This is a genomic window from Microterricola viridarii (genome assembly GCF_900104895.1).
GTDB lineage: Bacteria > Actinomycetota > Actinomycetes > Actinomycetales > Microbacteriaceae > Microterricola > Microterricola viridarii.
Window position 1 is genome coordinate 3,691,546 of sequence record NZ_LT629742.1, and the last position, 15,660, is coordinate 3,707,205.

Sequence of the window (15,660 nt, forward strand, 5' to 3'; positions counted from 1 at the left end):
TCGAGATTCCCTGATCGAGCCTGCCGGGATCAGGGCGCGGGCGGGCTGACCGCCGCCCGCGGCCGCACCAGCACCGCGGCCAGCCAGAACAGCGCGGCGAGGCCGAAGGATCCGACGAACGGCCACACCCCGCCGACCGGGGCCAGCACCGCGAAGGCGATGCCGGCGACGGCGACCGCGACCGCGGCGCCGATCGCGTCAGAGATGGCGATGGCCGAGCTGTTGAAGCCCTGGTCGACCTCGGTGGAGGACTGCAGCGCCATCACCGAGGTGCGCGGGTACATGATGCCCATGCCGGCACCGGCGAACGCCCACGCCACGATCAGCACGAGTGCCGGCAGCGCGAGGGCGGCCGTCGCGATCGTGACTGCGAGGGCGGCGCCGAGCAGCACGAGGCCGATCCGGAGGCAGCGGGCGTGCGTGAGCGTCGCCGAGTAGCGCCCCTGGATCTGCGCGGTCACGGCCCAGGCCAGGCCGCCGAACGTCAGCGCCAGGCCCGCCATCGACGGCGTGAGCGCATAGCGGTCGGTAAGGATCAGCGGCACGTAGACCTGGGCGCCGAAGAAGGCACCGGCGATCAGACCGCGCACGAGCACCGTCGCGGGCAGGCCGCGCGCCGCGCGCAGTGCTCCGGTCGGCAGCAGTGGGCGCAGCGCGAGGGCGAGCACGACGACCGCCGCCACCGGCAGCAGCCAGAGCACCCAGCCGGCCGCCTCTGCGCTGAGGTTCAACACGAGCACCGCCGCGGCGGCGAGCGCCGCCCAGAGGATGCGGGCGACGTCCCAGCGGGGAACGGCCGCGTCGGCATCCGCCTCGTGCACCATTCCCCTCAGGGCGGGCACCACCATGATCAGGGCCGGGATGACGAGGGCGACGACGCCGAGGAACACCCAGTGCCAGCTGGCGGCCTCGGCGATGGCGCCGGCGACGAAGGGGCCGACGAGGGAGGGGATCACCCAGGCCGCCGAGAAGCCGGCGAAGATGCGCGGCTGCAGGAGGTGGGGGTAGACGCGCGCGACGATGACGTAGAGGGCGACGGTGAGACCGCCGCCGCCGAGGCCGTGGATGAGGCGGCCGACGACGAGCATCTCCATGGTGGTGGCTGTTCCGGCCAGCACCAGGCCGACCGCGAACAGCGCGACGGCGGAGTACAGCGGCGCCTTCGGTCCGCGGCGGTCGGCCCAGTTGCCGGCGAGAACCATGCCGACGACGCTGACGGCCAGCGGCCCGGCGAAGGCGACGGCGTAGAGCGAGCGGCCGGCGAGCTCGTCGGCGATGAGCGGCATCACCGTGGTGACGGCGAGCGACTCGAAGGCGGCGAGCAGGATGAGCACGCACATCCCGATGCTGATCCAGCGGTATTTCGGCCCGAGCACGCTCTCTTCTGCGCCGGTCTCCCGCACGCCGACCTCCCGCGGGCCGGCGGATGCCGCGGCGCCCGTCGTCCCGACTCCGGGGGTGTTCTGGGGCTCGCTGGGGTCTGACTCTACGAAGGGCACGACTCTGAGCCTAGGACCTCAACTATGGTTGAGGTCAACCGCTTCGGCGCACCAGGAAGGACCGGCATGCCATCACTCGGCGGCGACCCCGCACGCCAGCTCAGCGTCGGCGAGTTGGCGGCGCGCAGCGGGGTGAGCGTGTCCGCCCTGCACTTCTACGAGCGCGAGGGGCTGCTGCAGAGCGAGCGCAACGATGGCAACCAGCGCCGCTACCGGCGGGACGCCCTGCGCCGGGTGTCGTTCATCAAGGTGTCGCAGCGCGTGGGGGTGTCGCTGGCCGACATCCGCGCGGCCCTGGACTCCCTGCCCGGCGACCGGGCGCCGAGCCCGCGGGACTGGGCGCGGATCTCGGAGCGCTGGCGCGCCCAGTTGGACGCCCGCATCGCCGAGCTGCAGCACCTCCGCACCGACTTGGACGGCTGCATGGGCTGCGGCTGCCTGAGCCTCGGCACCTGCTCGCTGCGAAACCCCGGCGACGAGCTCGGCGCCTCCGGAAGCGGGCCGCGCCGCTGGCTCGAGCCCGGCGTCGGCGAGGCCGGTGCGGACGTCGCGAGCACAGGAGTCGCGAGCGCAGGAGACGCGCACACAGGAGACGCGACCGCGGGGTGACCCCGCCCCGCAGTCGGCGGGTGTCAGCGCGCGCTCTGGGCGTTCCGCGCCGGAGGCGTGCCGCGTCGGGCCGAGCCAGAGCCGAGCCGCGCGGCCGCCGTCGACACGGTGCTGACGAGCGCCTCGAGCGGCCCGCGCCGGCCGAGCACGGCCAGCACGGCGCCGATGACGAGCGCGACGGCGAGGTGGACCCCGAGAATCTGGGCGCTCAGATACCACCACGGAACGCTGTTGAACGCCAGCGGGCCGAGCAGCAGCACCAGGCTCGTCGCGAGGGTGACGCCCAGCACGTGCACGGTGTAGACCGTGAGCGGTGCGGCCCCCGCCGCCGAGACCGGGCGCAGTGCGCTGAGCAGCCAGCGCGGCGCCCACCGTGCGAAGCCGAGCATGAGGGCGATCACGAACAGGGCGACGCCGACGCCGCGCAGCATGTCGAGGAGGGTGCCGGTGTGCGGGGCTGCGCCTAACAGCCACCACCAGTCCGCCGCCGCCGGGGCGCCGTGCCCCTGCAGTCTGGCCAGCTCGTCGATCAGCGCCGCGTCCAGGCCGGGCGCGGCCTGCAGGGCGGCGGCCCGACCCCAGATCTCGAAGATCAGCCGGGAGCTCACGATGCTCAGCACGGCCAGCCCGAGCCCGAGCAGGCCGGCGCCGAAGAGGAAGCGCCGCGAAGCGCGATCGTCGTGCCGCACGGCGAGCAGGAGACGCGCGACCGCCATGCCGACGAGCAGGTAGACCAACCAGGTAATGACGGGGTAGGTGCCGGTCACGAGGGCGCCGCGGAGCGCGCGCAGCGGGTCGGCGAACTCGGTCCAGGCCAGCCCGCCACCCTCGCCGCCCACGTCGAGCGCGGCCCGGAGCGGCGCGTTGACCAGCTGGCCGAGCACGGCGAGCAGCGCCGCGCTGCCGAGCAGCCAGCGCACCGGCATCCGCAGGAACGGGAGCGTTCCGAGCATCGCGACCCCGAAGTAGACGAGCACGATCACGACGCTGATCGGCGCCATCGCGAGGGTGGCGCCGAGCAGGATGACGAGCACGCCGCGCGCCGCCATCGCCCACGCCGCGGCCGCATACGCCCCGACCTCCAGGTAGCGGCGGGTGGCGAGCACGACGCTGATGCCGCCGATCACGGCGAAAAGAGTTGAGGCGTTGCCGTCGACGAGCCCGTCGAGCCAGACCTCGTGGCCGGGCATCCCCGGCCGGGGCATGAGATGCGCGCACATCATGCCCAGGATCGCGAGGAAGCGCGCGAAGTCGATTCCGACGAGACGCGCGATCGGGTCTGCGCTCCCCGCCGCCTGGGCGGCCCGCATCGCCCCGCCCTCCGCGGAGAGCTCGGGAACGGGTGGCGGCGCGGTCATGGGTCTGCGGCGGTCCGGGGCGCGGCTAGGCCGGGAGGGTGGCGAAGGCGCGCACCGGGAACGTGCCGAAGCCCTCGACCTTGGGCGGGGCCGCGGTGAAGCGCGCGCCGCGCGCCGGCAGCTCCTCCAGGCGGGTGAGGTGCTCGACGACGTGGATGCCGGCCTCGAGCAGCAGCGAGTGGGCCGGACGCTCCCCGCCGCTCTCGACGTCGTCGATGTTCAGCGCGTCGATGCCGACCAGCGCCACCCCCTGCTCGACGAGGTGGCGGGCGCCGGCCTCGGTGAGGAACGGCGAGTCGACGGCGTACTCCGGCTGGCCGAACAGGCGGTCGGAGCCGGTGTGCAGCAGCACGGCGGCGCCGGCGAGCTGGCGATCGTAGAACACCTCGGCGCCGATGCCGCGGCTGCCGGCATCCGTCAGGTGGAACACCTCGGCGGGCAGGTCGACGAGGGTCTCCAGGTCGAGACCGGCCAGGTCGCTGCCGCCCTCGTAGCGGTGGTAGGGGCTGTCGAGGTAGGTACCGGTGTTGCCGATCATGGTGATGGTGTCCATGGTGAACTCGGTTCCCGGCGCGTACTTGGCACGCGAGTCTTCCCGGGTGAGGTGCGGGGTGATGACGGGGGCGGGGAGCCCCGGGTAGGTCACCAGGCCCGCCCGGATGACGTGGCTCAGGTCGACGACGCGGCGGGCGGCGAGCGGCGAGCCGGGCTCCGTCTCGGCGCCCGCTTCGGCGCCCGCTGCCTGCTGCTCGGCCAGCTCCGCGCCGAGCGCGCTGCCGTCGAGGGCTTGGCTGAGCATCTCGGCGAACGGGATGCCGCGGCTGCCGCGGTGCTGCTCCCGGACGATCTCGATGTTCGTCAGCGTGACGTCCTCGACGAGGGTGAGCCCGAGGTGGCGCACGAACAGCTCCGCGAGCTTCTGCTTGGACACCTCGGCGGTGGGCAGATCGAGCCGGAAGCCGCGGGTGACGAGGTCGCCGCCGTTGACGAAGGTGACGACGGCGTCGAAGCGGGCGCGGTACTCGGTCATGTGGGCTCCAATTCGGTGGCGGGGCGGGGCGCCGGTGCGGGGAGTTCGACGGGCTCACTCACCGGGACCCCCGGCTGAACGAGCGGGGCCCCGGCCTGAACCAGAGGGGTCCCAGTCTCAACCAGCGGAGCCGCGGGCGCAACGGGCGCAACAGGCGACGCGGCCTGGCGACGGGCGCGAGCCCGCTTGCCCAGGGCGACGACGAGGGCCGCGCCGGCGAGTGCGGCGGGGATCAGCAGGTTCGGCCCGGCCAGCACGAGCATGCCGGCGGTGAGCACGCTGGCGACCACCGCCATCCACCAGCCGATGCTCCAGCGGTCCAGGATCCGCACGGCCGCGACCATGCCGAACGCGTAGATCGCGGCCGTGCAGCTGGTGTGCACGAGGATGAACGCGGTCAGGTTGAAGCCGACCGCGGCCATCACCACGTAGTAGATCGCGGTCAGCACGGCGGTCACGGCGAGCGCCCGGCGCGGCACCGCCCCGTCTTCGACGCCCTTGGCCAGCCAGCGCGGCAGGTCGCCGTCGCGGCCCAGCGAGGCGCCCAGCTTGCCGAATGCCCCGATGTAGACGTTGATGACTCCGAGCACGACGACGCCGGCGACGATCGCGACGGCGATGGGGCCGATGCCGGGGGCCACGGCGGAGACGAGGGTGATCAGCGGCACGGGGCCCTCGCCGGCATCCGCCCCCAGCACCGCGACGGTCACGATCTGCAGCAACAGGTAGGCGACGCCGACCACGACCACGGCGATGCCCGTCGCCCAGGGGATGACGCGGCGCGGATTGGTGAACTCGCCGGCGATGTGGGTGCCGGCCTCCCAGCCGGCGAAGGCCCAGAGGAACAGGCTGATCGCGGTGCCGACGCCGGCGAGTCCGTGCGGCAGGAACGGCTCGAAGTTTGCCGGGTCTGCGGCGGGGAAGGAGACGGCGACCACGCCGATGACGACGGCGAGGAGCAGCACGGTGAGGCCGAGCTGCACGGTGCCGGAGACGCGCAGGCCGAACAGGTTCGCGATGAACGGCGGCACCAGGATGGCCAGGCCGACGATGCCGACGGCGGAGCGGTCGACGCCGAGCACGGCGACGATGTACTCGGCGCCCAGCACGCCGACGACGGGCGCGCCGACGCAGACGCCGAAGTAGAACCAATAGCCGGTGATGCGTGCCGGGGTGTTGCCCAGGGCGCGGCGCACGTAGCTGGCGACGCCGCCCGGGTCGGGGTAGCGTGCGGCGAGCGCCGCGAAGGTGCCGGCCAGCGGAATCGAGAGCAGGAAGACGGCGGCGACGGCGAGGATCGAGCCGGGGCCGGCGACGGATGCCGTGAGCCCGGGCAGCACGAGGATGCCGGTTCCGAGCACGGCGGCGATGTACAGCGCCGTCCCGCGGACGAGGCCGAGCGAGCCCTGGTGCGCCGTGGCTGGCTGCTCCGTCGGAGACCCCGCCACGTCGGTGGGAGTCGCTGCAGTCAGTCTCGTCGGATTCACCTCCCCATCATGCCGCGCCGTGCCGCCTCGGCGCACTGGCAGAGAGGACACTGTTCATCGAGAAACTGCCAATCGCGGCGCGCGGACTACCGCACGGGGTTCCGGGTCACTCGCCGCTGCCCCCGGTCGCCTGCGACTCCTCCATCCACCACTCGGTGAAGGAGGTGGCCCGCCCGTCCGGGCTCAGCTGCACCACCCAGAGGTTGTGGTAGATCTCGTTGTCGCCCGGGTAGCGGGTCACCCCGCGCACCACCGCGGTCTCCGGGCTGGCCAGCACCGGCTGCCACTCGAAGGTGCTGCCACCAGGGCCGTCCGCGTTCTCGATCCAGCGGGTGACGATCTCCTCGTGGCCGCGCCAGGGCTCGCGATGCGGCCGGGTGTAGTACTCGGCATCCTCGGTGAACAGGGCGCGGATGTCGTCGGGGTCGTTGCTCAGCCAGGCCTTGCGGTAGCCGTCGACCCAGCGGGTGATTGCCTCATTCTCACTCATGGCTCAGTTCTACTCCGGGCCACCGACGGCCGCCACCCCGGCGCCCGGGCCGGTGTCGGTGGTGTCGGCTTCGGTCGCAGGCTCCCTCGAGCCGCCGGGAGAGAGGCGCCAGCCACCCCGGGCGCCCGGCGGCTACAGGGCGGCGAGCGCCTGCTCGAGGTCGGCGAGCAGGTCGGCGACGTCTTCGATGCCGACGGAGAGCCGCACGATGTTCGGCGCCACCTCGAGCTCGGTGCCGCGCACGGACGCGTGCGTCATCGCGCTCGGGTAGTTCACCAGCGACTCGACGCCGCCGAGCGACTCCGCCAGTTGGAACAGCCGCATCGACTCGGCGAAGCGGCGGGCCGCCGCCTCTCCCCCGCGGAGCGCCAGCGCGATCATGCCGCCGAAAGCCGACATCTGCCGGGCGGCCAGCTCGTGGCCGGGGTGCGTGGGCAGCCCCGGGTAGTAGACCCGTTCCACGGCGGGGTGGGCGTGCAGCCGCTCGGCGATGGCCTGGGCGTTGGCGCTGTGCCGCTGCATCCGCACGTCGAGGGTCTTGATGCCGCGGGCGGTGAGGAAGGCGTCCATCGGGGCGGAGACCGCGCCGGCCGCGAACTGCAGGAAGCGAACCTTCTCGTGCAGCTCGTCGTCGTTCAGGATCAGGGCGCCGCCGATCACGTCGGAGTGCCCGCCCAGGTATTTGGTGGTCGAGTGCACGACGACGTCCGCCCCCAGCGCCAGCGGCTGCTGCAGCGCCGGCGAGGCGAAGGTGTTGTCGACGACGACGAGCAGGCCGCGCCGGTGGCCGAGCTCGGCGAGCGCCGCGATGTCGCTGACCGCCATCAGCGGGTTGCTCGGCGTCTCGATCCACAGCACCCGGGTGGCGGGCAGGAGCGCCGCCTCGACCGCGGCGAGGTCGCCGAGGTCGACGGGGGTGTTGCGGATGCCCCAGTCCCCGTGCACCCGGTTGATCAGGCGGTAGGTTCCGCCGTACGCGTCGTTGCCGAGCACGACGTGGTCGCCGGGGCTCAGCACGGCGCGCAGCAGGGCGTCCTCGGCGGCGAGGCCGCTCGCGAAGGAGAGCCCGTGGGCGCCGCCCTCGAGCGCGGCGAGCTGGGTCTCCAGCGCGGTGCGCGTCGGGTTGCCGCTGCGGGAGTACTCGTAGCCGCCGCGTAGCCCGCCGATGCCGTCTTGCACGAAGGTCGAGCTCTGGTAGATCGGCGGGATCACGGCGCCCGTCGTCGGGTCGAAGTGCTGACCGGCGTGGATGGCGCGGGTGGCGAAGCCGTCGGCGGGGGCGCCAGCGGGGGTCTCGGAGTTGGTCATCAGTGCTTCTCTCTGTGTGCGTCGTGTGTGGGGTGCGGATGCCGCGGGGCGGGGTTTCGGCGGGCTCAGCCGGCGGGGCTGTCGCCGCCGAGGTGGTGCAACAGGTCGTGCAGCGTGATCACGCCGCGCGGCTTGCCGCCGTCGGTCACCAACAGCGCGGGCGCGCTGCCGAGCGCCGCCTGCGCCGCCGCGATGGGCTCGTTCACGCCGATCAGCGGCAGCCGCGCGCCGGCGAGCGGCCCGACGGGATCGCCCGGCTGCGCCAGCCCGGAGGAGAGCCGCTCGAACAGCTGTTCCTCGTCGACCGTGCCGAGCACCTCGCCCAGCGCGACGGGCGGTTCGGCGCCGAGCACCAGCAGCTGCGACACCCCGAATGCCGTCATCGTCTCGATGGCGGCTCGAACGGTGTCGCTCGGGCGCGCGTGCAGCAGCGCCGGCATCCGCTCGCCCTTGGCGGCCAGCAGCTCCGCGACGGTGGTTCCGGCCCCGGCGCTCCCGGCCGCGGCCTGGCTGAACCCGTGGTGCTGCATCCAGTCGTCGTTGAAGATCTTGCCGAGGTAGCCGCGCCCGCCGTCCGGCAGCAGCACCACCACGACGGCGTCCGGCCCGAGCGTCGCTGCGGCGCGCAGCGCGGCGACGACGGCCATGCCGCTGGAGCCGCCGACCAGGATCCCCTCCTCCCTGGCCAGCCGCCTGGTCATCGCGAAGGCGTCGGCGTCGCTGACGGCGAGCACCTCGTGCGGCACGGTGGGGTCGTAGACGCCCGGCCAGAAGTCCTCGCCGACGCCCTCCACCAGGTAGGGCCGCCCGGTGCCGCCGGAGTAGACCGAGCCCTCCGGGTCGGCGCCGATGATGCGCACCGTGTCGCCGGAGACCTCGCGCAGGTAGCGCCCGGCGCCGGTGATGGTGCCGCCCGTGCCGACCCCGGCGACGAAGTGCGTGACGCGGCCGGCGGTGTCGCGCCAGATCTCGGGCCCGGTCGTCTCGTAGTGGCTGCGCGGGCCGTTCTGGTTCGAGAACTGGTCCGGTTTGTATGCCCCCGGCGTCTCGCGCACCAGCCGGTCGGCGACGCCGTAATAGGACTCCGGGCTGTCCGGCGCGACGGCGGTGGGTGTCACGACGACCTCGGCGCCGTAGGCGGTGAGCACGTCGATCTTGTCCTGGCCGACTTTGTCCGGAACGACGAAGATGCTGCGGTAGCCGCGCTGCAAGGCGACGAGGGCGAGGCCGACGCCGGTGTTGCCGCTGGTCGGCTCGATGATCGTGCCGCCCGGCTCCAGCTGGCCGGAGCGCTCGGCGGCGTCGATGATGCGCTCGGCGATGCGGTCCTTCGCCGAGCCGCCCGGGTTCAGGTACTCGAGCTTGACCAGAACGGTGACGGCGAGCCCGTCGGTCACGTGGTTGAGCCTGACCAGCGGGGTGTCGCCGATCAGCTCGACGACGGAATCCGCGTACGTCATGTCTGCGTGGGTGCGTGTGGGGTGCGTCATGGCTGTGTCCTTCACGAGCTGTCATCGAATGACGGATGTCGCGGCACCACTGCGCGCGGGCCTCACCACGAGGTCTCAGGCTGTGGGAGTGCTGCCGCGCACGAGGGTGAGTCTGGTTGTGGGCGCGTCGATCAGCGACAACGACAACAGGACTTCACAGTGGACACGGCATCACTGTAGGCCAGCGTTCGCCCGCTGTCACGCTTTCGGCGTCACGTGACGTCGCGGATTCGGTGCGGATTCGGCGCGGCCCGGTCGTGCCGTGCTGCGGCATCCGCCCGCCCATTCAGCGCCTGTCCAGCGATTCCCGATACATTCGTATGGTTCGGGGCAGAGGCTGCGCCCCGCTCAGGTCCCATGCACCCACCCGCACTCAGCTTTCGAGAGGCCGAGAATGTCTTCTTCCCCGACCCCGCCCGTTCCCCCTGCCGCCAAGGCGCAGGCGAAAGCGCTCAGCGTCAAGGAACAGCGTGCAGCGGCACGTGCCTTGAAGCTCGAGGAGTACCGCAAGCGCGAGGCCCGCGCCCGCCGCAACCGCATGATCGGCATCTGGTCGGCCGTCGCCGGCGCCGTCGTCGTGGTGGCCCTCGTGGTCTCCGCCGTGGTGTTGACGCCGCAGCGCGCCAGCTACACCGCCGGCAGCGACGGCGTGAAGATCAGCGGCGTCGAGACGTTCAAGAACGGTGCCGGCCACGTCGAGGGAACCGTCGACTACCCGCAGAACCCGCCGGCCGGTGGCGAGCACAACCCGATGTGGCTCAACTGCGGCGTCTACGAGAAGCCCGTCCCCAACGAGAACGCGGTGCACTCGCTCGAGCACGGCGCCGTCTGGGTCACCTACGACCCCTCCCTCTCCGAGGACCAGCTCAAGGAGCTGAAGCTCAAGCTGCCCGGCAGCTACATCGTGCTCTCCCCCAAGGAAGACCTGCCCTCGCAGGTCGTGCTCAGCGCCTGGAACGCCCAGCTGCAGGTCGACTCGGTCGATGACGAGCGCATCGGCGAGTTCCTCGAGGAGTACTGGAAGAGCCAGTTCGTTCCCGAGCCCGGCGCCCTGTGCTCCGGCGCCCTCGACGCTGACGGCAAGGTGTCCTAGTTGACGGATGTCCTGACTGACGTTTCGCTCGAGACCGGCGAGCCCGCGGCATCCGCCCGCCCCCGCCTGGCCGGCCGCGCCGTTGTCGCCATCATCGCGGTGGTGGCGCTGGTCGTCGTCGCTCTCGTGTCGTTCTCGATCGGCCGCCTGAGCACCATCGGGGCGACCCCGGGAGACACCAGCGCGGAGGCCGGCTTCGCCCGTGACATGCAGGCGCACCACGTGCAGGGCGTCGAGATGGCGATGATCATCCGCGACCGCACCGACGACCCCGCGACGCGACTGCTCGGCTACGACATCGCGACGACGCAGGGGCAGCAGTCCGGCCAGCTGTACGGCTGGCTGAGCGAGTGGGGCCTCGGCCAGTTCGGCTCGGAGCCGTCGATGACGTGGATGACGCGCCCCGCGCTGAACGGCACCGCCGGGCACGTGCACGGCGGCACGGAAGCCGCGAGCACCGACCACGTTCCGGGCGGGCCGATGCCCGGCATGGCGACGCCAGAGCAACTCGCCGAGCTGCAGGCGGCCAGCGGCGTCGAGGCCGAGCGCCTGTTCCTCACCCTGATGATCGCGCACCACAAGGGCGCGCTGGAGATGGCGGAGTCGGTGCTGGAGCGCAGCACCAACTCGGTGATCGTGCCGTTCGCGAACTCGGTGCTGGCCAGCCAGCAGTCCGAGATCGAGCTGATGGAGTCGATGCTGGCCCAGCGCCAGTAGCCGGTGCCCGCCTGCCCCGGCATCCGCTCGGGAGGCAAACGGCAGAACGGGAGGCCACTTTCACGCGAAAGTGGCCTCCCGAGCTCGTTTCTGCCTCCCCCACCGGCGCGGCAGCTGGCTTCGGTCGCACGCCGCCGGTCGAGTAGGCCCGCCAGGGCCGTATCGAGACCCCGAATCCAGCGGGCAACTGAGCCCCGTGCGAGGTCTCGATACGCTCGTTCCTCGCTACTCGACCAGCGGGGAGAGGCACGTTGGCTCGAGCGAGGAACGAGCGAAGCCAGCGGGAAGAAGCACGTTGGCTCGAGCGAGGAACGAGCGAAGCCAGCGGGAAGAAGCACGTTGGCTCGAGCGAGGAACGAGCGAAGCCAACGGGTCGGGCGCACGCGCGGCGGCTAGTCCGGCAGCGCCTCCACCGGCAGCTCGATGCCGATCGCCGAGAGGGCGCTCTGCTCGGCGAACAGTCGCGCGTACACGCCGCCGGAGACCAGCAGTTCTGCGTGCGTGCCGCGCTCGACCAGCCGCCCGGCTTCGATCACGAAGATGACGTCGGCGTTGACCACCGTCGAGAGCCGGTGCGCGATCGCGATCGTGGTGCGCCCGCGGGCGGCGTCGTCCAGCGCCGACTGCACGATCCGCTCCGAGATCACGTCGAGCGCGCTCGTCGCCTCGTCCAGCACGAGCACGGCCGGGTCCTTCAGCAGCACCCGCGCGATCGCGATCCGCTGCTTCTCTCCGCCGGAGAGCCGGTAGCCGCGCTCCCCCACCTGGGTGTCGTAGCCGGCCGGGAACGCCGCGATCGTGTCGTGGATGTTCGCGGCGCGGGTGGCCCGCTCCAGCTCCTCGTCGGTGGCGTCCGGTTTCGCGTAGCGCAGGTTCTCAGCGATGCTCGCGTGAAACAGGTAGGTCTCCTGGCTGACGATGCCGATGTTGCCGACCAGCGACTGCTGGGTGAGCTCGCGCACGTCGTGCCCGGCGAAGCGCACCGCCCCCTCCGTGGCCTCGTACAGCCGCGGCACCAGGTAGGACACCGTCGTCTTGCCCGCCCCGCTCGGCCCGACGAAGGCCGCGTACTGCCCGGGCTCGACGACGAAGGAGACCTCGTCGAGGGTGGGCCGCTCGCCCGCGTCCTGGTCTGGGTAGCGGAAGCTGACCCGGTCGAACTCGACGCGGCCGAGCTCTGCGGATGCCGCGGGGCCCGCCGACTCAAGTGAGACGGCATCCGGGGCATCCACGATCGCCGGCGTGAGGTCGAGGTACTCGAAGATGCGCGCGAACAGGGCAGAGGAGGTCTGCAGGTCGAGCGCGACCCGCATCAGCCCCATCAGCGGGAACATGAGCCGGGCCTGCACCGTGGTGAAGGCGACGATGGTGCCGGCCGTCACGTCGGTGGCGCCGCCGGCGACCAGGTAGCCGGCCGCCAGGTAGACGATGGCGGGGATGCTGGAGAGGAATATGTTGACGAGGGCGAAGAACCACTGGCCGCTCATCTGCTGGCGCACCTGCAGCGACACCTGGTTGGCGTTCTCGTCGGCGTAGCGGGAGATCTCGGCGCCCTGCCTGGTGAAGCTCTTGGAGAGCAGGATGCCGCTGACCGAGAGCGTCTCCTGGGTGATGGCCGTCATCTCCGAGAGCGACTCCTGCGTCTTGGCGGCGATGCGCGCGCGCACCTGGCCGACCCGGCGCTGGGCGATCACCATGAACGGCATCAGCACGACCGCGATGAGGGTGAGCTGCCAGTTCAGCAGGAGCATCGCGATGAAGGCCGCGATCACGGTGACGGTGTTGCCGAGCACGCTCGAAATGGTGTTGGTGAGCACGCTGGCGACGCCGCCGACGTCGTTCTGCAGGCGGGATTGGATGACGCCGGTCTTGGTGCGGGTGAAGAAGCTCAGCTCCATCGCCTGCAGGTGGGTGAACAGCCGCACGCGCAGGGCGCCCATCACCGTGTTGCCGACGGTGGCGGTGAGCCAGGTCTGCCAGACGCCGAGCAGCGCGCTGGCGACGAAGACGACGACCATGGCGCCGACCAGCCAGCCGAGCAGGGCGAGGTCGGGCCCGCCGGATGCCGGGAACAGCGCGTGGTCGAAGACGCGCTGCGTGATCAGCGGCGGGATGACGCTGAGCGCCGCCCCGACCAGCACCAGCACGACCGTGACGACGAGGGCGGCCTTGTGCGGGGCGAACAGTGCCGCGATGCGGCTGAGCAGGTGCGGAACTCTGGGGGCCTCCGCGTTGATCGCGCGCTGCGCCCGCTCGTCGGCGGCGCTGACGCGGCCACCGCCCCGGCCGCCTCCGCCGCCTCCCCCGGCGCCGCGGCCCCCGCCGCCCATCGATCCACTCATAGCTTCACCCTAGGACCTCCCCCCGACCGCGGGCCCAGCTGCGCCGCCAGCCGGGGAGGTGGGCCGGGCTGCGAGGCGCGGGGCAGCGCCCACGCCTCGCGCCTAGCCCGCGCCCCGCGCCTAGCCCTTGGTCGAGCCGGCCAGCAGCCCGCGCACGAAGTAGCGCTGCAGCGCGAAGAACACGATCAGCGGCACGATGATCGCCACGAAGGCGCCCGCCGTCAACAGGTTCCAGTCCTGCCCGCGGCTTCCCGAGATCTCGGCCAGCAGCTTGGTGATCGGCGCGACCTTGCCGTCGGCGAAGACGAGGGCGACCAGGAGGTCGTTCCAGACCCAGAGGAACTGGAAGATCGCGAACGACGCGATCGCCGGCATGGTCAGCGGCAGCACGATCCGGAAGAAGATCTGCCCGTGGCCGGCTCCGTCCACCCGTGCGGCCTCGATCACCTCGCCCGGAATCTCGGTGATGAAGTTGTACAACAGGTAGATCGCCAACGGCAGAGCGAAGATCGAGTGCGCGATCCACACCTGGGTGTAGCCGACGCCGGCGTCCAGGTTGCCAAACAGCTCCACGTTGCCGATCTTGATTCCGCGCGAGAACAGGCTGAGCAGCGGCACCAGCGCCATCTGGATGGGCACGATCTGCAGCGCGAACACCCCGATGAACAGGGCGTTGCGCCCCTTGAAGTCGATCCACGCGAAGGCGTAGGCGGCGAGCGTGGCGATGCACAGCGGGATGAGGGTGGCGGGGATCGTGATGGCGATGGAGTTGAGAAAGGAGTCGGCCATCGTCAGCTGGCTGTTGCCCGCCGCGAGGACGTCCCGGTAGTTGTCCAGCGTCACCGCGGGGTTGGCGAACCAGGTCCACCAGCCGGAGCGGGTGATGTCGGCGGCGGGGCGGATCGACGAGATGAACAGGCCGAGGGTCGGCACTGTCCAGAACACGGCGATCAGCAGTGCGGCGAGCGTCGCCCAGCGGTTGGTGAGCCGGTTCTTGACCCGGCCCTGCGCGGTGTCGTTCCCGCTGCGCCCGAACGCCGCACCGCGGCGGGCGCGGCCGGAGCCTGCGGTGGTGACCAGCTCGGTCTCTGTGCGGCTCATCGGATTTCCCTCTGCTTGGCGAGCTGTCTGGCGTTGTACACGATGATCGGCACGACCAACAGGAACAGCACCAGCGCGAGCGCCGCCGAGCGACCGAGCTCGAAGCCCTTCCACTGGCTGTACATCTCATTGGCCAGCACGCTCGTGCCGTTGGCGCCGGCTGTCATGGTGCGCACGATGTCGAAGACCTTCAGCGACACAATGGAGATGGTGGTGAGCACGACGATGAGCGACGGCTTGATCGCCTGCACGGTGACGTTGCGGAAGCGCTGCCAGCCGTTCGCCCCGTCGATCTCGGCGGCCTCCAGCTGCTCGACCGGCACACCCTTGATGGCCGCGGAGAGCACGACCATGGCGAAGCCGGTCTGGATCCAGATCATCACGACGATCAGGAAGAACGTGTTCCAGGGCTGATGCGCCAGCCAGGCGACGGGCTCGCCGCCGAACATGACCACAATCTGGTTGAGCAGGCCGATCTGCGGCTGGTCGGCCGGGCGCGCCGTGTACATGAAGCCCCAGATGATGCTCGCCCCGACGAAGGAGATCGCCATCGGCATGAAGACGAGGGCCTTGAAGTACTTCTCACCGCGCGACTTGTCGATGAACACCGCGTAGGCCAGGCCGATGACCGTCGCGAGGATCGGCACGAAGATGACCCAGATGATCGTGTTGACGACGGTGCGGATGCCGGTCTCCTGGGTGAAGATCCAGACGAAGTTCTCGAAGCCGACGAAGCGGTTGCCGCGGCTGTTCATGAAGGCCTGCCCCGTCGTGATGATCGTGGGGTAGATCAGGCCGATCGCGATCAGCAGGAAGGCGGGGGTGAGGAAGCCGACCAGTTGGAACAGGTAGCCGGCGCCCTGCCTGGAGCGGTAGTCGAGCCAGAAGAAGACTCCGCCGAGCACGGCGGCCACGGCCGCGGCCCAGAGCACGGAGCCGAGGAACAGGAACGCCAGCAGCGGCACCAGCACGCATGCGGCGAGCCGGATCACCGTGTACTTGCGCCCGCTGCGGGGTGCGACCTCGAGCAAGAAGATCAGCAGCGCGATCACGGCGCCGAAGGCAATCACCACGACGACGACTTGCAGCAACGCCGGCAAGCTCGCTATCCAACTGAAGAACGCGGACATGGGCCC

Annotated in this window: 13 protein-coding genes; 3 read left to right on the top strand and 10 right to left on the bottom strand. The window is 71.3% G+C overall.

Going from position 1 to position 15,660, the window contains the following annotated elements; translation table 11 throughout:
- Positions 1–29: 29 nt before the first annotated feature.
- Positions 30–1,499 carry an MFS transporter gene (locus tag BLT62_RS16960; protein ID WP_231919277.1) on the bottom strand — a complete coding sequence of 490 codons (1,470 nt, stop codon included), beginning with the start codon at positions 1,497–1,499 and terminating at the stop codon, positions 30–32.
- A gap of 66 nt (positions 1,500–1,565) precedes the next feature.
- Here BLT62_RS16960 and soxR point away from each other — a divergent pair, with 66 nt between their 5' ends.
- Complete coding sequence (gene soxR / locus BLT62_RS16965; protein WP_083365126.1) at positions 1,566–2,108, top strand: redox-sensitive transcriptional activator SoxR; 543 nt, start codon at positions 1,566–1,568, stop codon at positions 2,106–2,108.
- Positions 2,109–2,131: 23 nt separating this feature from the next.
- Here soxR and BLT62_RS16970 read toward each other — a convergent pair whose 3' ends face one another.
- The 6 genes from BLT62_RS16970 to BLT62_RS16995 form a co-directional block, all read right to left on the bottom strand.
- A complete protein-coding gene (locus BLT62_RS16970) occupies positions 2,132–3,466 on the bottom strand; it encodes a heparan-alpha-glucosaminide N-acetyltransferase domain-containing protein (protein ID WP_083365127.1) in 1,335 nt (444 codons plus the stop codon).
- A 25-nt stretch (positions 3,467–3,491) separates the two neighbouring features.
- Positions 3,492–4,496 carry a cyclase family protein gene (locus tag BLT62_RS16975; protein ID WP_083365128.1) on the bottom strand — a complete coding sequence of 335 codons (1,005 nt, stop codon included), beginning with the start codon at positions 4,494–4,496 and terminating at the stop codon, positions 3,492–3,494.
- Positions 4,493–5,983: an APC family permease gene (locus BLT62_RS16980; RefSeq protein ID WP_231919278.1), complete on the bottom strand. Its 1,491-nt coding sequence runs from the start codon at positions 5,981–5,983 to the stop codon at positions 4,493–4,495. The genes BLT62_RS16975 and BLT62_RS16980 overlap by 4 nt, the downstream gene beginning before the upstream one ends.
- Before the next feature lie 106 nt (positions 5,984–6,089).
- The gene (locus BLT62_RS16985) at positions 6,090–6,473 is read right to left on the bottom strand and encodes a nuclear transport factor 2 family protein (protein WP_083365130.1); all 384 of its coding nucleotides are present in this window, start codon (positions 6,471–6,473) and stop codon (positions 6,090–6,092) included.
- 132 nt (positions 6,474–6,605) lie between these two features.
- Positions 6,606–7,781, bottom strand: a complete 1,176-nt coding sequence (locus BLT62_RS16990; RefSeq protein WP_083365131.1) for a cystathionine gamma-synthase — start codon at positions 7,779–7,781, stop codon at positions 6,606–6,608.
- A 65-nt stretch (positions 7,782–7,846) separates the two neighbouring features.
- The gene (locus BLT62_RS16995) at positions 7,847–9,241 is read right to left on the bottom strand and encodes a cystathionine beta-synthase (RefSeq protein ID WP_083365548.1); all 1,395 of its coding nucleotides are present in this window, start codon (positions 9,239–9,241) and stop codon (positions 7,847–7,849) included.
- Positions 9,242–9,665: 424 nt separating this feature from the next.
- Here BLT62_RS16995 and BLT62_RS17000 point away from each other — a divergent pair, with 424 nt between their 5' ends.
- Both BLT62_RS17000 and BLT62_RS17005 read left to right on the top strand, forming a co-directional pair.
- Positions 9,666–10,364 carry a DUF3105 domain-containing protein gene (locus BLT62_RS17000; RefSeq protein ID WP_083365132.1) on the top strand — a complete coding sequence of 233 codons (699 nt, stop codon included), beginning with the start codon at positions 9,666–9,668 and terminating at the stop codon, positions 10,362–10,364.
- Entirely contained in the window at positions 10,365–11,081 is a 717-nt protein-coding gene (locus tag BLT62_RS17005) for a DUF305 domain-containing protein (protein ID WP_231919279.1), read from the top strand.
- Between the two features lie 392 nt (positions 11,082–11,473).
- Here the strand turns inward: BLT62_RS17005 and BLT62_RS17010 are convergent, their stop codons facing one another.
- From BLT62_RS17010 to BLT62_RS17020, 3 genes are all read right to left on the bottom strand, one after another.
- Positions 11,474–13,423 carry an ABC transporter ATP-binding protein gene (locus tag BLT62_RS17010; protein ID WP_231919280.1) on the bottom strand — a complete coding sequence of 650 codons (1,950 nt, stop codon included), beginning with the start codon at positions 13,421–13,423 and terminating at the stop codon, positions 11,474–11,476.
- 120 nt (positions 13,424–13,543) lie between these two features.
- Positions 13,544–14,524: a carbohydrate ABC transporter permease gene (locus tag BLT62_RS17015; RefSeq protein WP_083365134.1), complete on the bottom strand. Its 981-nt coding sequence runs from the start codon at positions 14,522–14,524 to the stop codon at positions 13,544–13,546.
- Positions 14,521–15,654, bottom strand: a complete 1,134-nt coding sequence (locus tag BLT62_RS17020) for a carbohydrate ABC transporter permease (RefSeq protein WP_083365135.1) — start codon at positions 15,652–15,654, stop codon at positions 14,521–14,523. Before BLT62_RS17020 ends, BLT62_RS17015 begins: the two co-directional genes overlap by 4 nt.
- Positions 15,655–15,660: the final 6 nt, after the last annotated feature.